General features: G+C 68.8%; 15 protein-coding genes and 1 tRNA gene. 8 read left to right on the forward strand and 8 right to left on the reverse strand.

Annotated features, from left to right (window positions below):
* Positions 1-9: 9 nt before the first annotated feature.
* From RVF83_RS15180 to RVF83_RS15195, 4 genes are all read right to left on the reverse strand, one after another.
* Positions 10-882, reverse strand: coding sequence for a DUF1206 domain-containing protein (locus RVF83_RS15180; RefSeq protein WP_005199873.1), 873 nt, complete (start codon positions 880-882; stop codon positions 10-12).
* Positions 883-935: 53 nt separating this feature from the next.
* Positions 936-2,126 (reverse strand): trans-sulfuration enzyme family protein, encoded by a 1,191-nt coding sequence (locus tag RVF83_RS15185; RefSeq protein ID WP_005199872.1) that lies wholly within the window; start codon positions 2,124-2,126, stop codon positions 936-938.
* Positions 2,123-3,358, reverse strand: coding sequence for an OpgC domain-containing protein (gene opgC / locus RVF83_RS15190; RefSeq protein WP_039880917.1), 1,236 nt, complete (start codon positions 3,356-3,358; stop codon positions 2,123-2,125). The genes RVF83_RS15185 and opgC overlap by 4 nt, the downstream gene beginning before the upstream one ends.
* A gap of 85 nt (positions 3,359-3,443) precedes the next feature.
* Positions 3,444-5,231 (reverse strand): AMP-dependent synthetase/ligase, encoded by a 1,788-nt coding sequence (locus RVF83_RS15195; RefSeq protein ID WP_005199870.1) that lies wholly within the window; start codon positions 5,229-5,231, stop codon positions 3,444-3,446.
* Between the two features lie 234 nt (positions 5,232-5,465).
* On the opposite strand from RVF83_RS15195, the gene RVF83_RS15200 reads away from it, so the two are divergent.
* The 3 genes from RVF83_RS15200 to RVF83_RS15210 all read left to right on the forward strand — a co-directional run bounded on the left by RVF83_RS15200 (position 5,466) and on the right by RVF83_RS15210 (position 12,074).
* A complete protein-coding gene (locus RVF83_RS15200) occupies positions 5,466-7,253 on the forward strand; it encodes a DEAD/DEAH box helicase (RefSeq protein ID WP_005199869.1) in 1,788 nt (595 codons plus the stop codon).
* Between the two features lie 185 nt (positions 7,254-7,438).
* Positions 7,439-7,789 carry a rhodanese-like domain-containing protein gene (locus RVF83_RS15205; protein WP_083877559.1) on the forward strand — a complete coding sequence of 117 codons (351 nt, stop codon included), beginning with the start codon at positions 7,439-7,441 and terminating at the stop codon, positions 7,787-7,789.
* A 130-nt stretch (positions 7,790-7,919) separates the two neighbouring features.
* Positions 7,920-12,074 carry an AAA domain-containing protein gene (locus RVF83_RS15210; protein WP_005199867.1) on the forward strand — a complete coding sequence of 1,385 codons (4,155 nt, stop codon included), beginning with the start codon at positions 7,920-7,922 and terminating at the stop codon, positions 12,072-12,074.
* A 21-nt stretch (positions 12,075-12,095) separates the two neighbouring features.
* Here RVF83_RS15210 and RVF83_RS15215 read toward each other — a convergent pair whose 3' ends face one another.
* Positions 12,096-12,872, reverse strand: coding sequence for an SIR2 family NAD-dependent protein deacylase (locus RVF83_RS15215; RefSeq protein WP_005199866.1), 777 nt, complete (start codon positions 12,870-12,872; stop codon positions 12,096-12,098).
* On the reverse strand, positions 12,869-13,294 hold the full coding sequence (locus RVF83_RS15220; protein ID WP_005199865.1) for an HIT family protein: 426 nt from the start codon (positions 13,292-13,294) through the stop codon (positions 12,869-12,871). The genes RVF83_RS15215 and RVF83_RS15220 overlap by 4 nt, the downstream gene beginning before the upstream one ends.
* Before the next feature lie 593 nt (positions 13,295-13,887).
* On the opposite strand from RVF83_RS15220, the gene RVF83_RS15225 reads away from it, so the two are divergent.
* Positions 13,888-23,136 (forward strand): type I polyketide synthase, encoded by a 9,249-nt coding sequence (locus RVF83_RS15225; protein ID WP_005199864.1) that lies wholly within the window; start codon positions 13,888-13,890, stop codon positions 23,134-23,136.
* A 38-nt stretch (positions 23,137-23,174) separates the two neighbouring features.
* Positions 23,175-23,567 carry a holo-ACP synthase gene (locus tag RVF83_RS15230; protein ID WP_039880916.1) on the forward strand — a complete coding sequence of 131 codons (393 nt, stop codon included), beginning with the start codon at positions 23,175-23,177 and terminating at the stop codon, positions 23,565-23,567.
* Positions 23,568-23,597: 30 nt separating this feature from the next.
* Here RVF83_RS15230 and RVF83_RS15235 read toward each other — a convergent pair whose 3' ends face one another.
* Together RVF83_RS15235 and bcp are read right to left on the reverse strand one after the other, a co-directional pair.
* On the reverse strand, positions 23,598-24,224 hold the full coding sequence (locus RVF83_RS15235) for a TetR family transcriptional regulator (protein ID WP_005199862.1): 627 nt from the start codon (positions 24,222-24,224) through the stop codon (positions 23,598-23,600).
* Between the two features lie 12 nt (positions 24,225-24,236).
* Complete coding sequence (bcp, locus tag RVF83_RS15240) at positions 24,237-24,728, reverse strand: thioredoxin-dependent thiol peroxidase (protein ID WP_005199861.1); 492 nt, start codon at positions 24,726-24,728, stop codon at positions 24,237-24,239.
* Positions 24,729-24,877: 149 nt separating this feature from the next.
* On the opposite strand from bcp, the gene RVF83_RS15245 reads away from it, so the two are divergent.
* From RVF83_RS15245 to RVF83_RS15255, 3 genes are all read left to right on the forward strand, one after another.
* Positions 24,878-25,099: a DUF3618 domain-containing protein gene (locus tag RVF83_RS15245; RefSeq protein ID WP_005199860.1), complete on the forward strand. Its 222-nt coding sequence runs from the start codon at positions 24,878-24,880 to the stop codon at positions 25,097-25,099.
* Between the two features lie 145 nt (positions 25,100-25,244).
* A tRNA-Lys gene (locus tag RVF83_RS15250) sits at positions 25,245-25,317 on the forward strand.
* A 251-nt stretch (positions 25,318-25,568) separates the two neighbouring features.
* Entirely contained in the window at positions 25,569-26,759 is a 1,191-nt protein-coding gene (locus RVF83_RS15255; RefSeq protein WP_039880922.1) for a L,D-transpeptidase, read from the forward strand.
* The last annotated feature ends 3 nt before the right edge of the window (positions 26,760-26,762 follow it).

A 26,762-nucleotide genomic window follows, 5' to 3' on the forward strand; every position in this document is an offset into this window, starting at 1 on the left:
GCCGGCCGGTCACATCCGGGCGTAACGCGTGAGCCAGTAGCAGTACACGCCGTAGGCGGCGATCCCGATGGCCGCCAGGATCATCAGCACCTGCCCGGCGGGGAGGCCGGAAAGTGACTTCACCGTGCCGTCGAGCCCACTGGCCTTCGACGGGTCGGCGGTGGCCACCGCAACGAGCACGAGGATGCCCGTGCCGATCAGCACAAGACCCTTCCCGCAGTAGCCGATGACCCCGGCGATCGTGGCCGTCCGGTCGCCGGAGGCCGCCCCCGTCCGGGTTGCCGAACCGTCGTCGGCGGCTGCGCGGCCGATCGGGGGTTTCAGGTCCTCGAGGAAGTTGCGGCTCGCGCCCTTGTACACGTGGTAGACACCGACGCCGATGATGATCAGGCCGGCGACCACCACGACGAACTTGCCGCCACCGGATTGCATCAGACGAGCGGTGAGTCCGGTATTCTGCTGACCACTCGACTGGCCGTTCCCCATCGCGAATCGCACTGCCGTCCAGGCGAATCCGGCGTAGACGACGGCCAGCGACAGTGCCTTGCCGCGGTCGAGCCAATCCTCCGCGCCGTCGTTGTCCCGGCCGGGTTCGGTGGCGTGCGGTCCGACGATGGCCTCGGCGACTCGCCACAGGGCGAGTGCCACGAACGCGACGGCCGCGATCCAGAGCACGACGCGGCCCCCGGTGTTCCCGGCGAAGAAGCCCAGGGCCCCGGACTGGTCGGCGTTCCCGCCCTCGCCGAAGGCGAGCCGCACGACGATGTACGCGATGAGCAAATGGACGAGTCCGCTGACGGCGTGCCCGGCGCGTGCCGCGCGCTGGAACCACGGGCTGTCGGTGGCGCGATCGACCGCGCCGGTTACCTGGTTGCCTGACATCCTCGCCGCCTCCCGTCGGCGGTGAGCGCCGACGTTTCGAACGATACGCGCGCTCAGTCGCCGTCCGGGAACGTTGCGTCGAGAGCTCGGGAGATGTCGGCGATCAGGTCGTCGGCGTCCTCCAGGCCGACGGAGAAACGCAGATGGCCCCACTGCCGGAACGGCTCCGGGTATGCCGCGACCCGCGGGCCGTCGGGTCCGACGTGGACGATCAGCGACTCGTCGTGACCGAGCGACACCGCGGACGTGATCACCTGCAGCGCCCCGACGAAACGGTTCTGGGTCGCCGAGTCCCCGCGCACGGCGAACGCCATCATCGCGCCGAACCCGCGTCCGCCGAACTGTCGGGCCGCCAGGTCGTGCTCCGGATGGGAGGCGAGGCCGGGATAGCGCACGAAGGCGACGCGCGGATCCCCGTCGAGGAAGGTGGCGACGCGTTCGGCGGTGCGCTGGTGCTGGGCGAGCCGCAGCGGCAGCGTGATGGCACCACGGGCGATCAGCCACGCGTTGAACGGCGAGATCACGCCGCCGACGTCGACCATCGCCTGCTCCTTGATGCGGCCGATCAGTTCGGAGCGGCCGAGCACCGCGCCGCCCATCGCGTCACCGTGACCGTTGATGTACTTCGTCAGCGAATGCACGACGAGGTCGGCGCCGTCACCGAGTGGCCGGTACAGCGGCGGCGGGGTGAAGGTCGAGTCGACGAGCAGCAGGGCGTCGGCGGTGTGGGCGATGTCGGCCAGCGCCGCGATGTCCCCGACCTTGGTCGTCGGATTCGCGATCGTCTCGACGGCCACGAGTCGGGTGTCGGGACGCAGCGCCGCGCGGACGTTCTCGGGGTCGGTGATGTCGACGAAGGTCGCCTCGATCCCGTACTTCTTCGGCAACAGCTCCGCCCACAGCTTCCACGTCGCCTCGTAGGTGGTGTCCGAGACGACGACGTGGTCGCCGGTGGAGAGGAAGGTGAAGAAGACCGCGTGCAGCGCGGCGACACCCGAGGCCAGGACGACCGCATCCTCGGCCTCCTCGAGCGCGGCGAGCTTGTCCTGCAGGGCGACCTGGTTCGCGCCGGTGTTGCGCGTGTAGAACAGCTGGTCGGTGCCCGACCAGCTCATCTGCTCCGGTTCCGGCGGCAGGTGATACGAGTTCGCCATCGTGATGGGAGTCCGCACCGACGGCCCCGACGGATCATTCCCGGCGTGCACGCTGCGTGTCATCTCCCCGGGCTGCACTTCTCCGGTCATGCGCGGGCTCCGATCGGTTGCGGCTGCTCGTCGGTCGGCACACCGGGTTCGACGTCGGTGTCGAGAGCGGACCGGTCGCCGGACCCCGGCGCGGTGTCGGCCCGGCGCGGCAGGACGCCCCGCGCGACCCGTCCGGGGACCTTGTGCAGCTTGTCGATGTGGTTGAAGTACCGGAACTCCGCCCATACCCAGCAGATGCCGAACACCAGCAGCGCGACGGCCTGCATCGTGAGCGTGTCCCACGGCCGGTGCGCGATGTGAATCGGGACGATGACCAGCGCGATCGCCTGGATGACGTAGGAGTCGAGGCTTCGGGTGCCGGTCATGACCAGCGGGCGCAGCCAGTCGTGATGCCACCAGCGCAGCAACAGGCGGAACACCCCGTAGAGGGCGGGGATCACCAGGTAGGCGCCGATGGCACGCGCGGGCCGGAAGTCCAGCTTGTCGGCGAAGGCGGGTTCGAGGTGCGCCCACGGGCCGGCGGCGATGCCGTAATGGAAGAACAGGGCGACCGTCACCGCCACCGCGACGATGACGACGAGCCAACGGTCGACGAACTCGGGGACACTCCATCGCGACCAGTTCCAGCCGATGACGACCGATGGGATGAACATGATCTGCCATCCCGCGACGTTCTGGATGTGCGGGGCCGCCTGGTAGGCGCTGAGGTAGAACCAGTCGGGCGACCAGACCAGCGATACCGCGTACAACGTCAGCGACGCGGCGAGGATCCACGCCCACCAGCCCCGCTGGAGAAGCGGGAACAGGGCGAACGCGGACATCATCAGCACCATGTAGAGGAGCAGGATGTTCCCGCCGCTCGGCAGGTACTGCATCGTGACCGACAGCCAGATCCCGTCGGCCCAGCCGTCGACCGGGAGCAGGAGCGTCAGCCAGCGGTGTCCCTCCAGTGCGGCCGCGACGGCGACGAGCGCGATCACCAGCTGACAGACGTAGAGGACCGCGATGCGCTTGGCCAGGCGGACGTAGGCGTACCGCAGCCCGTGACGGGTGACCCAGCGCTGGTACACGAGGCCCAGCACGATGCCCGAGAGCATGACGAACGCCGACATCCCGTCCACATAGGGAAAGGCGTGCGTGGGCGAGGCCAGCGGGGCATCGGTGGCGAAGTGTGCGGTGACCATGCTCCAGATCGCCACGCCCCGCGTGGCGTCGATGGCGAGATCTCGGTTTCCGGACACTCGGTTCCCAGACCCTGTTTTTGAAGACATTGATCTGAAGATAGAACTCACCGCGACCCGGAGTCATCCCGGGCCGCGGTGAGTCGTGACCTGAATCGCCCTGAGGCGGGCGCTTCTATGTGTAGAGGTCGGCAATCGCCTGCTTGTACGCGTCGTGGATGACGTTGCGCTTGAGCTTCAGCGTCGGCGTCAGCTCACCGGTCTCGATCGAGAAGTCGGTGTCGAGGATGCTGAACTTCTTGATCGCCTCGGCGTTGGAGACCTTCGAGTTGGCCTCCTTGACCGCGGCGTCGATCTCGGCCTTCAGGTCCTCGTTCTCGATCAGCTCCGTGATCGGGGTGTCGGCGGGCAGGTTGTGACGCTCCAGCCAGCCCGGCACGGCCTCGGGGTCGATGGTGATCAGCGCGGCGATGAACGGTTTGTTGTCGCCGACCACCAGACACTGGCTGATCATCGGATGCGCGCGGATCGAGTCCTCGAGCTGAGCGGGGGAGACGTTCTTGCCGCCCGCGGTCACGATCAGTTCCTTCTTGCGTCCGGTGATGAAGAGGTACCCGTCGTCGAGGGTGCCGATGTCACCGGTGTGGAACCAACCGTCGCGGATCGCATCCGCGGTCGCGGCCTCGTTGCGCCAGTATCCGCTGAAGACGACGGGTCCCTTGAGCAGGATCTCGCCGTCGTCGGCGATCGCGACGGTCACACCGGGAACGGGGCGGCCGACCGAACCGACCTTCTGGTTCTCCTCGTTGTTGGCGGTGACCGCCGCGGTGGTCTCCGACAGGCCGTAACCCTCGTAGACGGGGATGCCGACACCGCGGAAGAAGTGGCCGAGCCGGGCGCCGAGCGGGGCTCCGCCGGAGATCGCACCCTCACACTGCCCACCGAGGGCGGCGCGGAGCTTGCCGTAGACGAGCTTGTCGAACAGTGCGTGGCGGAGCTTCAGACCGAGGCCGACCTTGCCGTTCTCCATGGCCTTGCTGTACTCGATGGCGGTATCGGTGGCCTTCTCGAAGATCGAGCCCTTGCCGCCGTCGTAGGCCTTCTGTTTGGCCGAGTTGTAGACCTTCTCGAACACGCGCGGCACCGACAACACGTAGTGCGGCTTGAACACCGCGAAGTCGTTGACGAGGTTCGTGATGTCGTTGGTGTGACCCAGGATGACCCCGTTCTCCACGCTGGCCACCGCGATGATGCGCGCGAAGACGTGCGCGAGCGGCAGGAACAGGAGGGTGGTCTTGCCCTCGGCCAGTCCGGCGCCGACGGCGTCGCGGGTGGCGGCACACTCGGCCATGAAGTTGGCGTGGGTGAGCAGGACGCCCTTGGGGCGGCCGGTGGTGCCCGAGGTGTAGATCAGGGTCGCGGCGTCGCTGGACAACGAGTTCGAATGACGGCGATCGAGTTCGTCGTCGGCGACGGTCGCGCCGCGCTTGGTGAGCGTCGGGAGCGCGTGGTCTTCGATGACCAGCGTCTCCTTGAGTGTGGGCGTCTCGTCGATCACGCGGATGTGCTTGGTGTAGTGCTCGTGGTTCTCGACGACGAGCAGTTTGGCGCCCGAGTCCTCCAGGATCCACTGCACCTGGTCGGGGGCAGAGGTCTCGTAGATGGCGACGGTGCATCCACCCGCGCGCCAGATGGCGTAGTCGAGGACGGTCCACTCGTACCGGGTCGAGGACAGGATGGCCACACGATCCCCCGGCTCGATGCCCGATGCGACGAGTCCCTTGGCGACGGCGTCGACCTCGTCGGCGAAGTGCTTCGCGGTGACGTTGATCCACTGGTTGTGGGAGCGCTTGCGGAAGAGAGGCATCGTGGGTCGCTCGGCCCGGTACTTGAGGATCGAGTCGACGAGGTTCGCCTTGTCGTCGATCGTGAGATCGGACGGGGTGGCGTACTGCTGCTGCATGGCACTCCTGAGACGGACTGACTGATCTGGACTTATCCGGCGCCGTTTGCCCGGTGACCGGGGACGACGCCGTTTGAGTGGCACTGACAGTACCAGTATCCGTGTGATGCATCACACGCGCTCGACGTAGTGCCGCATTACCTGTTCGGCTGCGAGTTGTGACGCGGTCATGGCACGATGCCGACTTTCCGGGGTCGGGCGATTACAGTTGACTGCGATGAATGAGACCCGCGCATGAGTACTTCCGGACAAGGCGAGCATGGCGCGCCGGCTGACCCCTCCGCACACGACATCCCCGGCGGTACGTTCGACGATCTGGACATCGAGCCACGCGTTCGTGCCGCGATCACCGACGTCGGCTACGAGACCCCCTCGCCGATTCAGGCCGCCACGATCCCGCCGCTGATGGCCGGCCGCGACGTCGTCGGCCTCGCGCAGACCGGTACGGGCAAGACCGCTGCCTTCGCGATCCCGATCCTCTCGCGGCTCGACACCTCGGCGCGGACGCCTCAGGCGCTGATCCTCGCACCGACGCGTGAGCTCGCCCTGCAGGTGTCCGAGGCCTTCGGCCGCTACTCCGCACACATGCCCGAGGTCAAGGTGCTGCCGATCTACGGCGGACAGTCCTACGGTGTGCAGCTCGCGGGCTTGCGCCGCGGCGCCCAGGTCATCGTGGGTACTCCCGGTCGCGTGATCGACCACCTCGACAAGAAGACCCTCGACATCTCCGGACTCGAGTTCCTCGTGCTCGACGAGGCCGACGAGATGCTCACGATGGGCTTCGCCGAGGACGTCGAGCGCATCCTCGCCGAGACCCCGGACACCAAGCAGGTCGCACTCTTCTCCGCGACCATGCCCAGCTCGATCCGCCGGCTCGCTCAGCGCTACCTGAAATCTCCGCAGGAGATCACCGTCAAGTCCAAGACGGCGACCGCGCAGAACATCACACAGCGATACCTGCAGGTGTCTCACCAGCGCAAACTCGACGCGCTGACCCGGTTCCTCGAGGTCGAGGAATTCGACGCGATGATCGTGTTCGTCCGCACCAAGCAGGCGACCGAGGAGCTCGCGGAGAAGCTCCGATCGCGCGGACTGTCTGCGGTCGCCATCAACGGCGACCTCGCCCAGGCACAGCGCGAGCGGACCATCAACCAGCTCAAGAGCGGCTCGATCGACATCCTCGTGGCGACCGACGTGGCCGCCCGCGGCCTCGACGTCGACCGCATCTCGCACGTCGTCAACTACGACATCCCGCACGACACCGAGTCGTACGTGCACCGCATCGGCCGCACCGGTCGCGCCGGCCGTTCGGGCAATGCGCTGCTGTTCGTCTCGCCACGTGAGCGCCACCTGCTTCGGGCGATCGAGCGGGCCACACGCCAGGAGCTCACCGAGATCGGCCTGCCGAGCGTCGACGACGTGAACGCGCAGCGCGTCGCGAAGTTCGGCGAGTCGATCACCCAGAACCTGTCCTCGGACAACCTGGACCTGTTCCGCGGACTCATCGAGAACTATGCCCGCGACAACGACGTGGCCATGGCCGACATCGCCGCCGCGCTGGCCCTCGAGACGCGCGACGGCGGGTTCCTGCTGGCACCCGATCCGCCGGAGTCGGAGCGGCGGGCGAACCGCGAGCAGCGGGAGCGCGCCCCGCGTCGTCCCGGAGCGAGCTTCGCCACCTACCGCATCGCGGTCGGCCGCAAGCACAAGGTCTCTCCGGGTGCGATCGTCGGGGCGATCGCCAACGAGGGCGGTCTCACCCGCGCGGACTTCGGCAACATCAGCATCCGCGACGACTTCAGCCTCGTCGAGCTGCCCGACGATCTCGACAACGAGACCCTGTCTCAGCTCCGCCACACCAAGATCGGCAAGAACCCGATCGACATCCGCAAGGATCTGGGTGCGCCGCGGGGTCGTGGTGGCAAACGCGGCGGACCGCAGGGTGGTCGCGACGGTCGTCGCGACAACTTCGGCGGCAAACGGCCGTCGCCGCGCGTCGCCGGACGCGGCCGCCGGGCCTGATCGTCGTACCGACCTGAGTCGGTTTCGCTCGTCGTCCCGCTGTGCGGTGACGGAACTTGTCAAACCGAGATCATTCCGTAACCTTGGAGGCGGGGGTCTTCAAGGTGTCATCCTCGATTCTGCGGGGTTCCGCCGATCGAGGGGACACGAAACTTACGAGTGAACACAGGATTGGTGAGTCACCAGTGTCTTTGGTGAAGGCGATTTCAGCAGCAGAAGCGATCGACCACAGCCGCGCCGGGAACGCGGTCATGGTGGATGCGCGCCCGCAGGTGGTGCGCCACCAGGGCAGTCTTCCGGGCGCCTTCGTGGTCGAGCCCAGCGAGCTACCGAACCTCCTGAGTCCCACCCCGACCGGGACCTTCCCCGTCATCCGCGACGCCGAGCAGCCCAGGAAGATCGCTCGCGACACCGAGATCGCGGTGGTGTCGGTGAGCTCGGAAGCGCCGCGCATCGCCGAGCAGATCGCCGGCCTCGGGTACACCAACGTCCGCTATGTCGACGGTGGGTACCGGGCGCTGCGTTCCACCACCTGAACCCATCACCTGAGCGCGATGCCGCTCACCCCGCCGACGTGGTCTCCCTTGACATACGGTGCGGCAGTTCCGCTTTCCTGACCAGTGGCTTGATAGCGTGGGAACGCCGGCGACGAGAGGAACCCATCGGATGCAGGATGACACTCGCGAGACACTGCGAGACCAGGTCACCCGGCTGATGTCGTTCCTGCGGGACGTCGTCCGCTCGCGGTCCGGAGATGTCCGGGACATCGACGAACACGCGGGCCACGTCTGGGTGGGCGCTTCGACGCCCATCTCGGTGCGGGGATCGGCAGGACCGGGCCAGGTCGTCGTGGAGATCGATCCCGCCGACGCCGCCCACGCCGACGTCGCCCGCCTCGTCGACCAGCTGACCGAGAGCCCCGAGACCCTCGAACTCGTCCTCGCCAATGCCCTCGTCACGGTCCACGACGACGCCGGCTCCGAGCCCCTCGTCCGCGAGCATCTCCTCACCCAGGCCGTGGTCGCCGACCGCGACGAGTCGGGCACCATCCGGCTGTCCCTCGGCGCGGGCTCCGCGCCGACCATGCACGACACCCATCTGCTTGCCGCGGTCGACGGACTCGAACTCGCCGGCGCGATGAAGACCCGGACCAGACTCGGCGAGCAGCCGTCGGTCGTCGCCGGCAAGGTCACCGACCTCGTGGGCGAGTGGCTGGGCGAGATCGAGATCGACGCCGACCGTGCCACCCTCTCTCTCGACATGCGTCCGGCGATCGTCCTGCGCCGCCGCAGTGTCGAGAACTCGCTGGCCTTCTACGACGCGATCATCGACGACCTGCGCGACGAGGATGCGAGCGTACCCGTCGGCCTGGCCCAGCTGGTGAGACCGATCGACGCCGAGGATCGTCTGGCCGCGCTCGACGGCCGGGACGTGCTCTCACCCGACCGCCTCATCGCCGACGCCCTCTTCCCGCTTCCCTCGAACGTCGAGCAACGAGACGTGCTCGTGCGACTGGGCAACGACACCGGCGTCGTGGTCGAGGGGCCGCCCGGTACGGGCAAGACACATACCATCGCGAACGTGACGTCCGCGCTGCTCGCCAAGGGGCAGCGCGTGCTGGTCGTCAGCGAGAAGGCGCACGCGCTTCACGTGCTGCGCGACATGCTCCCGCCCGCGCTGCGCGAACTCACGGTGTCCATCGCCGACATCTCCCAGGACCACGCCGAGACGGTCGTGTCGGTGGTCGAGAACCTCGCCGAGCGGAAGGCAGCGTTCTCCGTGTCCGTCGCCGACGCCGAGATCGCCGACCTCGAGGCCCGCCGCGACCACGCACTGACCCAGCGTGACCAGCTCATGCGCGAGCTCTGGGACCTGCGCGCAGGCGAGACCGAGGTCCACGAGTGGGTGGCGGGGGACTATCGGGGTACCCCGGCGGAGATCGTGCGTCAGGTCAAGCGCGACGCCGAGCGCTTCGACTGGATGCCGCCGGGACTCGAGGGTGCGGTGCCGCCCCTGGACTCCTCGGAGTTCGCCCGGTTCGTCGAACTCCTGCAGGTGACCGGTGGTGAGCGTGGCCGTCTCACCCAGCGATTCCCCGAGCTCGCCGACCATCTGCCGGAGCCCGCGGACATGGACACGATCTGTGCCCGGATCGCCGCGCGGCCCAAGGAAACCCACGGCGCAACCGGATCGCTGCTCCCGTCGCTCGACGGCGTCGACAGCGAACGCCTCCTCGCCATCAAGGGAATCTGCGAACAGCTGGGCGTGGTCGCAGGCGAGGTGTCGTCCTTCCCGGCCGCGATGATCGCCATGGCCGACCGGTTGCTGGCCGGCCACGACTCCCATCTGTGGTCGCGCGTGACGACCCTGTCCCCGGTGATCGCCGAGGCCGCCCGGCGCGATCGCGACCTGGGTGCCCACGCGGTTCTCGTCGAGGGCGACCGCCCGGGCGATGCGGCGCTGTTCGATGCGGCCGCCGACCATCTGGCCGAGGGCGGTCAGTGGCGTGGCCGGTTGCGTCGTTCCCCGCAGCAGCGTGCGGTCGAGGAGTCGCCGGTACGGGCGACCGTCGACGGTCGGGTCCCGACCGACGAGGCGTCGTTGCGACGGGTGGCCGACCACCTGACGGTCGTCGACGCCGTCCATCAGGTCCATCGCATCCTGGCCGACCTCCATGTCCCGGTCGACGCCTCCGGATCCCGTTCCGCGCAAGTCGATCAGCTCGTCCGCCTCGATGCGCAGCTCGCGTGGATCTCGCGGCTGGTCACCGGGCGCGACCACCTCGTCCACGAACTCGAGGCCATCAGCCCCGGCGGCCCGCGTCCGCGCAGCGTCGCCGAGATCGCGGAGGTCGCCCGGCAGGCGGGCTCGATCGCGGCCGCCAACGATGCGGCCATCGCCGAACGTGAACTGGCCGAGTGTACTTACGGGCTGGCCGCCGAACTCGAGAAGGGCCCGTCACCCGAAGGCGATGCGCTGCTCGACGCGCTCGGGACCGCCGACGCCGCCTCGATCCGCACGGCCCGCCGGGCCTTCCTCAAAGCCCAGGAGGAGGCGAACGCGGAGAACGCACTCGATCTCCTCGAACTGCGGCTGACGAGTCGCGCCCCGGAACTGGTCCGGACGATCTGGGAGACGCCGCGCGATCCGATCTGGTCCGAACGCGCCCGGGAGATGACTGCCGCTTGGGCCTGGCGCTACGCCAACACGTGGGTGTCCGAACGCAGTGACGTGCATTCCGAGACCCGGATCTCGGCCGACCTCGATGCCATCGAGGTCGATGTCGCGCAACTGACCACCCGTCTGGCCTCGGCCCGTGCCTGGCGGGAGTTGCTGGCGCGCACCACGACCGGCGAGATCCAGGCGCTGCAGTCCTATCGCGACCACATGATCAACCTCGGCAAGGGGTCGGGCAAGCACGCCAACCGGTTCCGTCGCGCTGCGCGCGAGGCGATGTCCGTGGCGCAGAACGCGATCCCGGCGTGGATCATGTCGATCAACCAGGTCGCCGAGACGCTCCCGCCCCGCCGGAACTCCTTCGACGTCGTCATCGTCGACGAGGCGTCGCAGGCCGACATCACCAGTTCCTTCCTGCTGTGGCTCGCGCCGCGGATCATCGTCGTCGGCGACGACAAGCAGTGTGCGCCGGTGGGACTCGCCGGGACCACACTCGACGACGCCTTCGCCGAGCTCGACGCCGCACTGCCGGATCTCCCCACCTATCTCCGTGACGGACTCACCCCGCGGTCGAGTCTGTTCTCGTTGCTCCGCAGCCGGTTCGGCAACGTCGTCGGGTTGCGCGAGCACTTCCGGTCGATGCCGGAGATCATCGAGTTCTCGTCGCGGCAGTTCTACGGCAAGGCGCCGCTGATCCCGGTGCGGCAGTACGGCTCCGACCGACTCGAACCGTTGCGGACGGTTGCGGTCGACGGCGAGGCGACCGGCACCTCGTCGGGGCTCGTCAACGACGCCGAGGTGGAGGCGATCCTCGGGACCCTGCGCGACTGTCTAACCGATCCCGCCTACGAGGGACGGGATTTCGGCGTGATCGCGCTGCAGGGCACCAAGCAGGCGGAAGCGTTGGAACGAGCCCTTCGTAACGGACTCGACGCCGAGGTGTGGCGCACCCGTCGGATCCGGGTGGGTACCCCGCCGGACTTCCAGGGCGACGAACGCAACGTCGTCTTCCTGTCGATGGTGGTCTCCGATCCGACAGCCATCTCGGCCCTGACCCGCGCGGAATCGCAGCGACGTATCAACGTTGCGGCCACCCGCGCGATGGACCAGGTCTGGCTGTTCCATTCGATCGGGCCGGAAGACCTGCGGCCCAACGATCTCCGCTACTCGCTGTTGTCGTACTTCACCGCCGGCGAGGGTCTCACCATCGGCCCGATGCCGACCGACGTGCCCGACGACCGCCGCGTCGAGCCGTTCGACAACCTGCTCGAACAGCGGGTGTTCAACCGTCTCGCGGCACTCGGCTACCACGTGACCCCGAAGGTGACCGTCAACAACCGGGTCATCGACCTGGTGGTCCTCGGTGCCGATGCCCGGATGGCCGTCGAATGCGATGCTGACGCGTTCCCCGGAACCGGGCGTCAGGCCCGCTCCGATCTGGAGCGCGAGCGTGAGTTGCGGCGCTGCGGTTGGGAATTCGCGCGGGTCCGGGAGTCGGAGTTCGAACTCGACCCGGATCGCGTGATCGATGCGGTCGCCGCGACCCTCGAGGCGCGTGGCTGCAAGCCCGGGTCGCTCACGACACGCCCGGCCGCAGAGGATGCCCCGACGTGGACCCCGATCGACCTGACCGCCGGGGAGTGACGCGGGGGAGCGAGTGGGCGATCAGCCCAGGGCGCGGAGCAGAGCTGGTAGCCCCTCGGCGGCCGACACCCGCAGGCTGTGGGTCGCGAAGTCGGTCACCGACGACTCGGCGGGATTGAACTCGATCACGGGAATCCCTTGCCGGACAGCGCGTTCGGGTAGTGACGCGGCCGGGTACACGATTCCGCTGGTGCCGACGACAATGACCACCTCGCCCGCACGGAACGCCTGATCGGCCCGCTGCCAGTCATCGGCGGGCAGCGCCTCGCCGAACCAGACGACGCCGGGACGGACGTCCCCGCCGCACCTCGGGCAGGTCGGGGGAGTGACCCTGGGCTCGACGTGCTCGGTGTCCGGATCGGTGGCCGAGGGCTGTGCATCCGGACCGTCGTACGGAGTGTCGCAGACCGAGCAGCGCGGTGCGAAGAGACTGCCGTGGAGGTGGCTGACCACGTCACTTCCGGCACGCTCGTGCAGGTCGTCGACGTTCTGCGTGACGACCATGACGGTGCGCGAGGAGCCGAGTTCGGCCAGCGCGCGGTGTCCGGCGTTCGGCTGGGCGGCGAGCACCTCGCGGGCGCGCCACCGGTACCAGCCCCAGACGAGGGCGGGGTCGCGTTCCCACGCCTCCGGGGTGGCCAGCTCGGCGGGATCGAACGTCTCCCACAGTCCGGTCTGGGCGTCTCTGAACGTCGCGATCCCGCTCTCGGCCGACATGCCGGCCCCGCTGAAGACGGTGATCCAGGACGCGCCTCGGACGAGGTCGACCACGGCCTCGGGGATGGCCGGCCCGGTCACCCCGCGGCCTCGAGTGAGGCACGGACCAGGTCGGCGGTCTCGTCGGGATCCGGATCGCGACGCACGACCAGGCCCTTGGCGAAACTGAGCTTGTCGCCCGCGTGGCGCGGCACCACGTGCAGATGGGTGTGGAAGACCGTCTGAAACGCGGCGCGGCCGTCGTTGAGGGCGAGGTTGACCCCGTCGGCGGCCATCGGCCCGGCCTTCAGTGCCGACCCGACCCGCTGCCCGGCGGTGAACAGGGCTGCACCGACGGCCGGGTCGAGGTCGTCGAGACCGGACGAGTGGACGCGGGGGACGAGCAAGGTGTGCCCGCGGGTGACCGGTCGGATGTCGAGGAAGCCGACGACGTCGTCGTCGGAGTAGACGATCCGGCCCGGAGCCGTGCCCGCCACGATGGCGCAGAAGATGCAACTGCTCATGGGCCCGACTCTAGGGCACGGACGGAGCTCATCCGGGCAGCACGCGACCGACGCGAACCGCCGTCGGATCGAACGTGTCCCGGGTCACATCACGGTTTCATAACGGTTCGCCGAGCGTGCGCTCGGCGGCTGACATACCCCTGGGTACGGTACCTGGCCAGCAGGTTTCGCGACCCTACGGATGGTCGTTGACATGGTCTTTCAAGTTACCCGCGGGGTTACTGATGGGTATACCGACAGGTCACCCGGAAACATGAGGAATCCCTCACTTTCGTGTGTCATCATGGGTGTCACGTTCACGTCGTAAGCGACTCCTCCATGAGCCGGGGAGTGCCGATGTCCCTGTGTGACAGGCGTGTTCACCAGTTGTACCAAGTAGTTCGAATCAGGCAGGGCTGCCGCCCTCGTTTCCGCCCGCGATGCCCCGGTGTCGCGGACGACCCCCGTTCTCGACGACGAGGAATCGCCGGCGCTCCCGCCTGCACACAGACACCCGCCGGCGCTCGCGCCGGCACAAAGACACCCGCCGGCGCTCGCGCCGGCACAAAGACACTCCGCCGACCACCGAGACCGACCACCACAGAGGAGTACTCGTGACCGTCGACCAGTTCCGCACCGGCTCTCAGGGCGCCGCCAACGCAGAGCGACCCACCACCACGCTCATCGACCGCCTCGCCCAGGGCGAGCCCTACGCGATCAGTTTCGGCGGTCAGGGCGGCGCGTGGCTGCCGACGCTGGCCGAACTGGTCGTCGACGCCGACCTCGAAAACCGCATCGCCGGGATCGTAGAGGCCGCGGAACGGCTCGTCGCACCCGTCGCCGACGACCTCGTCGTCGCACGCGCCGACGGCTTCCACCCGCTCGCGTGGGTCCACGCGCACGACGCGGGCGACGAGGTGCCCGCCGAGGTCGCACTCGCCGACTTCACCCTGTCGGGGCCCGGAGTCCTGCTGACCCAGCTGGCCGCCATCGAGGCGCTGCGCAAGCAGGGCCTCGACACCGCAAACTTCCGGCCCGACGCCGTCATCGGACATTCGCAGGGTTCGCTGGCCACCGACGCGGTCGGAGCCGAGGGCCACGCCGCGGAGGCCGGACAGGGCCTGCTGCTCGCCGTCGCCCATCTCATCGGTGCCGCCGGTTCGCTCATCGCGCGTCGCCGCGGCCTCGGGATAACCACCGACGGCACGCCGATGCTCGCCGTCAACAACGTCGCCCCGGCGCGCGTCGACGAGGTCCTCGCCCAGTACCGCGCGAGCCTGCCCGAGAGCGACCTGGCCACCGCTCCCGTCGTGTCGATCAAGAACAGCCGTAACGCCCTCGTGCTGTCCGGCGCACCGCGTCACCTCGCCGGCTTCGTCGCGCTCTGCGAGCGGATCGCCGCCGCCGAGGCCGACGAGCGCAAGCGCAAGCTGACCGGCGGCGCACCGTTCGCACCCAAGTTCGACCACCTGCAGGTGTCGGTCGCCTTCCATCACCCGAACATGGCCGAGGCCGTCGAACTCGTCGGCGAGTGGGCCGACCGCTGCGGCATCGACCGCGAGCTCGCGACCCGCCACGCCCACGACATCCTCGTCGCACCCGTCGACTGGGTCTCCTCGGTCGACGAGGTCGTCGCCGGCGGCGCCAAGTGGATCCTCGACTTCGGTCCCGGCGACATCGCCACCCGTCTCACCGCATCGCTCGTCCGCGGCCAGGGCGTCGGCCTCGTCCCCGCCGCCCTCCGCGTCGGACAGCGCAACCTCTTCAGCCCCGGCGGCGTGCCCGAGGTCGCCGCACCGTGGTCCCAGTTCGCCCCGACCCTCGTCGAGCTGCCCGACGGCCGGACCGTCGTCGAGACCGCGTTCACGCGTCTCACCGGGCGGTCGCCGATGCTGCTCGCGGGCATGACCCCGACCACCGTCGACCCGGCGATCGTCGCCGCCGCCGCGAACGCCGGCCACTGGGCCGAGCTCGCCGGCGGTGGCCAGGTCACCGAGGACATCTTCGCCCGCAACATCGCCACCCTGACCGACCTGCTCGAGCCGGGTCGCGAGGCACAGTTCAACGCGTTGTTCCTCGACCCCTATCTGTGGAAGCTGCAGCTGGGCGGCAAGCGCCTCGTGCAGAAGGCCCGTGCCCAGGGCGCGCCGCTCGACGGCGTGATCGTCTCCGCCGGCATCCCCGAACTCGAGGACGCCGTCGCGCTGGTCGACGAGTTCGTCGAGGCCGGACTCCGCTTCGTCGCCTTCAAACCGGGCACCGTGGAGCAGATCCGCTCGGTCGTGCGGATCGCCAACGAGGTCCCGCACCACCCGATCATCGTGCAGATCGAGGGCGGCCGCGCAGGTGGCCACCACTCGTGGGAGGACCTCGACGACCTGCTGCTGGCCACCTACGGCGAACTCCGCGCCCGGCCCAACGTCGTCATCTGCGTCGGCGGCGGCATCGGAACCCCGGAGCGCGCCAGTGAGTACCTGACCGGCGTCTGGTCGACCGGTTACGGCTACCCGCTGATGCCGCTCGACGGCATCCTCATCGGCACCGCGGCGATGGCCACCAAGGAGGCCACCACCACCCCCGAGGTCAAGCAGCTCCTCGTGGACACCGCCGGTATCGACGAGTGGATCGGTGCCGGCCACGCGACCGCCGGAATGGCCTCGGGCCGTTCACAGCTCGGCGCCGACATCCATGAGGTCGACAACACCGCGTCCCGTTGCGGCCGTCTGCTCGACGAGGTCGCCGGTGACGCCGAGGCCGTCGCCGCCCGCCGCGACGAGATCATCGCGGCGATGGCGAACACCGCCAAGCCGTACTTCGGCGACGTCGCCACGATGACCTACCGCGAATGGCTCGATCGCTACGCCACCCTCGCCGTCGGCGACGCCAACGGTGATCAGCACCCGTGGGCCGACATCACCTGGCAGCAGCGCTTCGTCGAGATGCTGCAGCGCACCGAGGCCCGCATGCACCCGCAGGACTCGGGCCCGATCCCGACGATGTTCGGCGACCTGTCGGCCGCCGACGACCCGCACGCCGCGATCGACGCGCTGGGTAGCGTCTATCGCGAGATCGACACCGACATCCTGCATCCCGCGGACGTCGCGTTCTTCCTCGAGCTGTGCCGCACCCCGGGCAAGCCGGTCAACTTCGTGCCGGTCATCGACAAGGACGTGCGCCGCTGGTGGCGCAGTGACTCGCTGTGGCAGGCCCACGACGCGCGTTACGGCGCCGACGCCGTCTGCGTCATCCCCGGTCCGGTCGCCGTGGCCGGCATCACCGAGGTCGACGAGCCGGTCGGCGAGCTGCTGGACCGCTTCGAGGCGCAGGTCGTCACCGACCTGCTGACCGCGGGCATGCGTTCGGTGGAGGTCGCCTCGCGGCATCGCGCCGGACTGGTCGAGGACGCCGGCGTCCTGACCGCCGTCCTGGAATCCGACGACGTGAGCTGGGCGGGACGCATCGTTCCCAGCCCGGTCGCGCTCCTCGGTGACCGCGCCGCCTGGTCGGTCGTCGCGCCCGAGCGTGCCGAGCACGAGCCCACCGGTGCCGTTCTCGAGCAGGTCGGTACCGAGAACGGCGTCGTCCGTTTCGATCTGGGCGTCCCGATCTCCGGTGCCACCGTGCACATCCCGCTGCTCGCCGGTCTCGGCGTACGCGACGGCGGATCGCCGGTCGTCGGACTCGACGAGGCGGCCGGCGCGATGACCGAGATCCTCACGGTCGCCGCGGGCGGCGAACTCGCCGCGGTGACCGACGGCACCGCGACCACCACCATCACCTGGCAACCCGACTCGGTGGCCGACCACGCATCGGTGACCGGGTTCTCCCTCCCCGCGCACCTGCGTCCGACCACCCCGACCGAGCCCTTCGGGTTCGCTGTTCCCGACACCCTGGTCGGAGCCTGCTGGCCCAGCGTGTTCAGCGTCATCGGTGCCGCCCGCACCGAGACCGGCGCCCCGGTCGTCGAGGGTCTGCTCGACCTGGTCCACCTCGACCACGCGATCGCCCTCACCGGTGAGATCCCCACGGAGACCACCGAACTGACGGTGACCGCCCGTATCGGTGCGGTGCGCGACTCCGACGTGGGGCGTGTCGTCGAGGTCTCGGTCGAGATCGCCGGTCCCGCCGGACCGATCGCCACCCTCGAGGAGCGCTTCGCGATCCGCGGACGTCTCGGCGCCGCCGAGCTCACCGACCCGCTCCGTGCCGGCGGTGCGCCGAAGTCCGAGCAGTCGGCCACCCGCAAGCTGCTCCGTTCGGCCACCATCACCGCGCCGAACCGTATGCACGGCTTCGCCGTCGTCTCCGGTGACCGCAACCCGATCCACACCGACGCTTCGGCGGCCAAGTTGGCCGGACTCGGTGACCCGATCGTGCACGGCATGTGGCTGTCGGCCGCCGCGCAGCAGGTCGTCACCGCGACCGACTCGAAGAACCCGACGCCGTCGCCGCGGCCGCTGATCGGCTGGACGGCACGCTATCTGGGCATGGTCCGTCTCGGCGACACCATCACCGTGCGCGTCGACCGCGTCGGCCTCGACAACGGCCGCGAGGTCGTCGAGGTCAGCGCCAAGGTCGGCGACAACCTCGTCATGAGCGCCACCGGCCTCCTGGCCGCGCCACGCACCGTCTACGCGTTCCCGGGCCAGGGCATCCAGTCCAAGGGCATGGGCCTCGACGCCCGATCGCGCTCCAAGGCCGCCCGCAAGATCTGGGACCGTGCCGACAAGCACACCCGCAAGGCACTCGGCTTCTCGATCCTGGCCGTCGTACGGGACAACCCGACGACACTGGTCGCCAACGGCACCACCTACAACCACCCCGACGGCGTGCTGTATCTGACGCAGTTCACCCAGGTCGCCATGGCGACCCTCGGTGTCGCGCAGATCGCCGAACTCAAGGAGGCCGGCGGCTTCGTCGAAGGCGCCATCACCTGTGGCCACTCGGTCGGTGAGTACAACGCCCTCGCCGCCTGCGCCGGCGTCCTGCCGCTCGAGGCCGTCCTCGAGGTCGTCTTCCAGCGCGGCGAGGCCATGCACCACCTCGTGCCGCGAGATAAGCAGGGCCGCAGCGACTACCGCATGGCCGCGATCCGGCCGAGCCAGTTCGGTCTCGCCGACGCCGACGTGACCGGCTTCGTCTCCGATCTCGGCGCGGAGATCGGTGAGTTCCTCGAGGTCGTCAACCTCAACCTGCTCGGTTCGCAGTACGCGATCGCCGGCACGGTCCGTGGCCTGGAGCACCTCGAGAACGAGATCGACCGTCGCCGTGCCGAGTTCGGTGGCAAGCGGGCATTCATCCTCATCCCGGGTATCGACGTCCCGTTCCACTCCAGCGTCCTGCGCGCCGGTGTGCCGGAGTTCCGCCGCAAGCTCGCCGAACTCCTGCCCGCCGACATCGACATCGACATCCTGATCGGCCGCTACATCCCGAACCTGGTTCCGCGCCTGTTCAACCTCGGTCGTGACTTCGTCGAGGAGATCGCGGCGCTCGTGCCGTCCGATCCGCTGAACGAGGTCCTCGCCGACTGGGACACCTGGACCGCCAAGCCCACCGAGCTGGCCCGCGTTCTCCTGATCGAGCTCCTCGCCTGGCAGTTCGCCAGCCCGGTGCGCTGGATCGAGACCCAGGACCTGCTTTTCAGCGGTCCGGAACGCAACGGCCTCGCCGTGCAGCGCTTCGTCGAGATCGGCCTGAAGGGTGCCCCGACCCTGACCGGCCTGGCCAACAACACGCTCAAGCTCGACGACTACGCCTCGGCCACCACCGAGGTGGTGAACGTCGAACGCGACTCCGACGTGATCCTGGCCAAGGACGCCGGCCACGAACCGGAAGAGGACGAGATCGCCGCTCCTGCAGAGTCGGCCGCCGCTCCGGCGGAGGCTGCGCCCGCAGCACCGGCTCCGGCTGCCGCGCCGGCAGCCCCCGCCGGCGGCCCGCGTCCCGACGACATCGCGTTCACCCCGGCGGATGCGGTGAAGTCCGTGATCGCCCTGTGGACCAAGATGCGCGTCGACCAGATCGGTGCGGCCGACACCATCGAGGCGCTGTGTGACGGAGTGTCCTCACGCCGCAACCAGCTGCTGCTCGACATCGGCGGCGAACTCGGACTCGGCGCCATCGACGGCGCCGCGGAGGCCGACATGGTCGCGCTGTCGTCGACCGTCGAGACCCTCGCCCGCGGCTACCGTCCGCTGGGTCCGGTGCTCACCGACGCGGTCAGCGACCAGGTCCGCAAGGTCCTCGGTCCGCTGGGCAAGCGTCAGAACTACATCACCGACCGGGTCAGCAGCGTCTGGCAGCTGGGCCCCGGCTGGGGACTGCACACGACCGTCGCGCTCGCCCTGGGCACCCGGGACGGTGCCTCGGTCCGCGGTGAGGCACTGGGCAACCTGCTCGACGGCCCGGTCGCCAACGCCGACGCGCTCGACGCGCTGATCGACAAGGCGGTCACCGCCGTGGGTGCCGAGAAGGGCATCGCGGTCGGCAAGCCCGCCGCCGAATCCGGCGGTGGTGCAACGGTCGACGCGGCTGCTCTCGGTGAGTTCACCGAACAGATCACCGGCCGGTCGGGCGCGCTCGCCTCGGCGGCGTACACCGTGTTGGAGAAGCTGGGACTCAGCGAGGTCGCCGACCTCGCCGAGGCCGCGGCCGATCCCAACGCCGAGCTGGCCGAACTGGTCAGCGCCGAACTCGGATCGGACTGGGCGCGCACCGTCGCACCGGCGTTCGACGACGCCAAGGTCGTCCTCGTCGACGACCGGTGGGCCACCGCCCGTGAGGATCTCGTCCGCCTGTGGCTGACCGACGAGGACGAGCTCGACGCCGACTTCGAGAAGGTCGTCGGCGGGTTCGCCGGAGCCGGAGAGACCGTCGCCGAACACGCCACCTGGTGGCAGGGCAAAGCCCTCGCGAACGGAAACGCCGTGCACGGCCGCGTCTTCGGCGCGATCGCGCAGGCCGCCGAGAACCCCGAGAAGGGGATCTACAGCCGCGAGATCGCGGTCGTCACCGGCGCCAGCAAGGGCTCGATCGCCGCAGGTGTGGTGGCCGGTCTCCTCGCCGGCGGTGCGACCGTCATCGCGACCACCTCGCGCCTGAACTCCGAGCGACTCGCCTTCTACAAGAAGCTCTACCGCGAGAACGCCCGCACCGGCGCCGCGCTGTGGATCGCCCCGGCGAACATGGCGTCGTACACCGACGTCGACGACCTGGTCGAGTGGGTGGCCACGGAGCAGACCGAGAACCTCGGCGGCACGACCGCGGTGGTGAAGCCGGCCATGAAGCCGACGATGCTGTTCCCGTTCGCCGCCCCGCGGGTGGCCGGTGACCTCACCGATGCCGGCGCTCGCGCCGAGCTGGAGATGAAGGTGCTGCTGTGGTCGGTCGAGCGGCTGATCGCCGGTCTGGCCGAGGTCCACTCCGACCACGACATCGCGGCCCGCCTGCACGTGGTCCTGCCGGGTTCCCCGAACCGCGGCATGTTCGGCGGCGACGGCGCCTACGGCGAGAGCAAGGCCGCCCTCGACGCGCTGGTGACCCGCTGGTCGGCCGAGGAGTCCTGGGGCTCGAAGACCACGCTGGCCCACGCCCTCATCGGCTGGGTGCGCGGCACCGGACTGATGGGACACAACGACGGCATGGTCGACGCGGTCGAGGCCGCGGGTGTCCGCACCTGGAGCACCGAGGAGATGGCCGCCAACCTGCTGACGCTCTGCACCCCCGAGGAGCGAGAGTCCGCGGCCACCGCTCCGGTCCTGGCCGACTTCACCGGCGGGCTCGACGCCTCGACCGACCTCAAGGCGCTCGCGGCCACCGCCGCAGCGGCTGCCGAGGCGTCCGAGGAGGCCGACGATACATCGGAGACGACCACCGTCGCCGCACTCCCGGCGCCCGCCCGCGCACCGCGCAGCATGCGTCCGGAATGGCCGTCGATCGACGCGCGTCCCGAGGACCTGGTGGTCATCGTGGGTGCCGGCGAGCTCGGCCCGTACGGTTCGGCACGTACCCGCTTCGAGATGGAGGTCGACGAGAAGCTCTCGGCGGCAGGCGTCCTCGAGCTGGCCTGGAACACCGGTCTGATCCACTGGGATTCGGCTCCGAAGCCGGGCTGGTACGACACCGAGTCCGGCGATCCGGTGCCGGAGAGCGAGATCGCCGAGCGCTACCACGACGAGGTCGTGTCGCGGTGCGGGATCCGCCGCTACGCCGACGACGGCGCGATGGTCGACAACACCGCGCCGCTGCTCACCTCGGTGTTCCTCGACGAGGACCTGACCTTCACGGTCAACTCCGAGACCGAGGCCCGTGCGTTCGCGAGCGCCAACCCCGACAAGACGCGGGTGACGCAGAACCCCGACGGCGACTGGCAGGTCACGCGCCTGGCCGGCACGGAGATCCGTGTGCCGCGCAAGTTCTCGCTGACCCGCACCGTCGGCGGACAGATCCCGACCGGCTTCGATCCGACCCGCTGGGGCGTCAGCCCCGACATGGTCGAGGCGATCGACCGGGTCGCACTGTGGAACCTGGTCGCGACCGTGGACGCGTTCCTGTCGTCCGGCTTCACGCCGAGCGAGCTGATGCGTTGGGTGCACCCCGGCCTCGTCGCCAACACCCAGGGCACCGGCATGGGTGGCATGGCCTCGATGCGAGATCTGTACATCAACACCCTGCTCGGTGAGGCCAACGCCAACGACATCCTGCAGGAAGCCCTGCCGAACATCGTTGCCGCACACGTCGTCCAGTCGTACGTGGGCTCCTACGGTGCGATGATCCACCCGGTCGCGGCCTGTGCCACGGCGGCGGTGTCGGTCGAGGAGGGCGTCGACAAGATCCGTCTCGGCAAGGCGCTCTTCGCGGTGGCCGGTGGCTTCGACGACCTCGGCATAGAGGGCATCGTCGGCTTCGGTGCGATGTCGGCGACCGCGGACTCGGCGAAGATGACCGCCCGCGGCATCGACGACCGCCGGTTCTCACGGGCCAACGACCGCCGACGCGGCGGGTTCGTCGAGTCGGCCGGTGGTGGCACGATCCTCCTCGCCCGCGGCGATGTCGCGGCGCAGATGGGTCTGCCGGTCCTCGGTGTGGTGGCGTGGGCGCAGAGCTTCGGCGACGGCGTGCACACCTCGATCCCGGCTCCGGGACTCGGTGCCCTGGGCGCGGCCCGCGGTGCGCTGTCCTCGCCGCTGGCCAACGCCCTGAACTCGCTCGGTGTCACCGCCGACGACGTCGCGCTGGTGTCAAAGCACGACACGTCGACGAAGGCCAACGACCCCAACGAGTCCGAGCTGCACGAGCGCCTCGCGGAGGCGATCGGACGCAACAAGGGCGCCCCGCTGTTCGTGGTCTCGCAGAAGTCGCTCACCGGTCACGCCAAGGGCGGTGCCGCCGCCTTCCAGCTCATCGGCCTGTGCCAGATGCTCCGCGATGGCGTCATCCCGCCGAACCGCAGCCTCGACTGCGTCGACGAGAAGATGAAGGAGTACCCGCACCTGGTCTGGCCGCGCGAGACGCTGCAGCTGGGGGAGCGGTTCCCACTCAAGGCAGGTCTGCTGACCAGCCTCGGCTTCGGCCACGTGTCCGGGCTCATCGCGGTCGTCCACCCGGAGGCCTTCATCGCCTCGCTGGCACCCGAGGAGCGGGAGACCTACCGCAAGCGTGCCGACGAGCGTGCGCGCTTGGGCAATCAGCGCTTCCTGCAGTCGATCTGCGGTGGCGAACCGGCCTACCAGCGTCCGCCGAACCGTCGCTTCGACGAGTCGGTCGACGAGCACGACGCCGAGGCGGGCTTGCTCCTCGATCCGTCGGCGCGTCTCGACTCCGCGGACGTGTACGGCTCCGGTCCGGTTCCGGAAACCCGGTGACGGCAGCGGATTCGAGCGGGGAGGCGAAGCCGGAAGAGATGAGCGTTCTCGGAGTGGGTATCGACATCGTGTCGATCCCGGAGTTCGCCGAGCAGCTCCGGCAGCCGGGTACGACGTTCGCCGACCGGTTCACGGTCGGCGAACGCCGGGACTCGGCTGCCGGAACCGGAGACGACGCACGGCATCTCGCCGCACGCTGGGCGGCGAAGGAAGCCGTCGTGAAAGCGTGGTCGGTGAGCCGGTTCTCGCGGTCCCCGCTGCTGCCGCTGATCCGGCACAGCGACATCGAGGTCGTCACCGACAACTGGGGCAGGCCGGCGATCCGGCTCGCCGGCGAGATCGGTAATCATCTGCGCGACACCGTCGTCCACGTGTCCCTGACGCACGACGGGGACACCGCGGCGGCGGTCGCGATCCTCGAGGGTCGATAACCCCTCAGAAACCGCACACCGGCACGACCCTCAGACCGTCGTCGACTCCTCGAGCAGCAGATAGCCCGCGAGCATCCGCTTGAGTTCGGCGACGGTCTCGTCGTGGTCGTGGCCGTCCTGCACCGAGAAACTGAGCAACGAGTACGCCGTGTGCACCAGCACCTGCGACATCATCTCGCGCCGTTCACGCTGAGAAGGCGTGAGCGGCGCGATGATCCGTGCGACCTGCTCGGCGAGGACGCGTTCGTTCTCCGATGCCGTCGCACGCGTGGCGGGTGTCGACTGCACCGCCAGCCACACCGCACGACGCGACGGGTCGGTGCGCCACAGTGCTGCGAGATGGTCGAGGAACTTCTCGAGCAGGCTGGGCCATTCGAGGGACGGCACCTCGGTGGCGAACGCGGTCAGCTCCTCGCGGACGTCGACCGTGTCCTGGCGGTCGAGTTCGCAGACGATGACGTACTTGTTCGCGAAGTACTGGTACAGCGTCCCGATCGGGACCTCGGCGCGCGCCGCGATCTCCTCACACGTCAGCGATTCGAAACCGACGTCGATCAACAGCTCGCGGGCCGCCTCGAGCATCGCCTGGAACTTGCGCTTGCTTCGTTCCTGCGTGGGCCGCTTGCGCGGCATCAGCGGTTCGGCGGACTCGGCCATCGGCGGGAGATCTCAGACGGACAGGTCGCGGCGCAGCTTGGCCACGTGACCGGTGGCGCGGACGTTGTACTGCGCGAGCGCGATGGTCCCATCGGTGTCGACGAGGAACGTCGAGCGGATGACGCCGGTGACGGTCTTGCCGTACATCTTCTTCTCGCCGAAGGCGCCCCACTCGGTGAGCACCTTCTTCTCGGGGTCGCTCAGCAGCGGGAAGGTGAGCCCTTCCTTCTCGACGAACTTGGCCAGTTTGGCCGGCTTGTCGGGCGAGATGCCCAGCACCGTCAGGCCGGCGTCGTTCAGCTCGGCGAGATTGTCGCGAAAATCACACGCCTGCTTGGTGCAGCCGGGCGTCGACGCCGCCGGGTAGAAGTAGACGATGACCTTCTGGCCGGCGTAGTCGGACAATGACACTGGATTCTCGTTCGCGTCGGGCAGGGTGAACGCTGGTGCGCGATCACCGACGGACAAACGCTGTGCCTCCACCGGGGGAGTGACCTCTGCCATGAGAGCAAGGCTAGTGCATGGTCACCTGCCGCGAGGCGAGGATGTCGTAGCATCGAACCGCCGCCGTCTGGCGGCGATCTGACAGTCGATGACTACGCGTGAGCAGTGACGACGCGTAACCAGAGCGAGAAGCGCCGGAAGGATGCAACGTGGCCGGAGACACCGAACGTATCGAGCAGGAGATCGCCAGGGCCCGTGAGGACCTTGCCAGCACGCTCGACGCGCTCGCCGAACGTGCCAACCCGCAGCGCCTCGCCGACGACGCCAAGTCCAAGGCGCTGGCGACGCTGCAGAAGCCCGCGGTCATGTACTCCATCGCCGGCGTGGGGGCACTCGTGCTCGTCCTCGTGGTCCGCAAGATCACGAGCTGACCCGTGCCGAAGCCGGCACCGGCGGGACGCAACGGCTCACAAACCCGCGCAAACCCGCTCCGACCAGGCGATTTCACAACTGGCGATGGTGTCAGGTAATGTTCCTTCTCGCCGCCGGGAGGTACTCCGGAGGCGAAAAAGGCAAGCGCCATTAGCTCAATTGGCAGAGCAGCTGACTCTTAATCAGCGGGTTCGGGGTTCGAGTCCCTGATGGCGCACAACAGCTCACAAGGCGTCTCGCAGCAATGCGAGGCGTCTTGTGGCATATGAGGGTTTGTGAGCTGGGGCCCTCATGGCCGGTGTGGGGCGGTGCACCGGACACGCCGCCGAACGGACGACACACAGCGGAACTCACAGACCGAGTTCTCGTACACTGGTGCGAGATTCGGGGAGGCATTCGGCCGACCAGTCATCAGAGTCGGTCGGGACAGGCGGGAGAGAGATGGGGATCGGTCGTTCTTCACGACGGATGTCACTGATCATCAGTGGTGTGTTGCTCGCGATCATCGCGCTCGTGACGTCGTGCTCGCAGGCGCCGTCGTACTCCGACAACGTGACGAGCTCGAGTCTGTTCGACGATCTGCTCAAGCCCGCGGTCGACATCACCGAGCTGAACGATCAGCCGCTGAGCGACAACACGGTCGGCGTGCAGCCGGGTGCCCCCATCAAGGTCACGACGAGCGAGGGCACGCTGAGCCGGGTCCTCATCACCAAGTCGGACGGGACCCCACTCAAGGGCACCATCTCTGACAACGACACCGTCTGGGTCAGCAACGAGGCGCTCGGCTACAACCGCACCTACACGCTGGAGACCGACGCGGTCGGCATCGGCGGCGCGGTCACCAAGAAGGTCACCTTCACGACCAGCAGCCCCAACAACCTGACGCAGGCCTACCTGACCCCCAACCCGGGTGAGACCGTCGGCGTCGGACAGCCGATCGCGGTGAAGTTCGACGAGCCGATCCCGAACCGTCGGGCCGCGCAGAAGGCCATCCGGGTCGTCACCGATCCGCCGGTCGAGGGCGCGTTCTACTGGATCAGCGACAGCGAGGTCCGGTGGCGTCCCAAGGAGTACTGGAAGCCCGGCACCAAGGTCCGGGTCGCCGTCAACACCTACGGCATCGACCTCGGCGACGGTCTCTTCGGCCAGGAGAATGTCCGCACCAACTTCACGGTCGGCCGCCGGATGGTGATCACCGCCGACGACAACACCAAGCAGGTGGTCTTCGAGCGTGACGGCAAGGTCATCAAGACCATGCCGACGTCGATGGGCAAGCCGGGCGACGAGACCGACAACGGCATCTACCTGATCGCCGACAAGCACGACCACATCATCATGGACTCGTCGACGTACGGCGTCCCGATCAACTCGTCCAACGGTTACCGCACACCTGTCGATTACGCGACGCGGATGTCCTACAGCGGCATCTTCTTCCATTCGGCGCCGTGGTCGGTATGGGCACAGGGCAACACCAACACCAGCCACGGCTGCCTCAACCTCAGCCCGGAGAACGCGCTCTGGGTCATGAACAACACGCTGCGGGGCGACCCGGTGGTCGTCAAGAACACCACGGGCGGCACGCTCTCCGGCACCGACGGCCTCGGTGACTGGAACATCCCGTGGTCGGAGTGGCGCAAGGGCAACGCGGACAACTCCTGATCC

Source organism: Gordonia rubripertincta, assembly GCF_038024875.1.
GTDB lineage: Bacteria > Actinomycetota > Actinomycetes > Mycobacteriales > Mycobacteriaceae > Gordonia > Gordonia rubripertincta.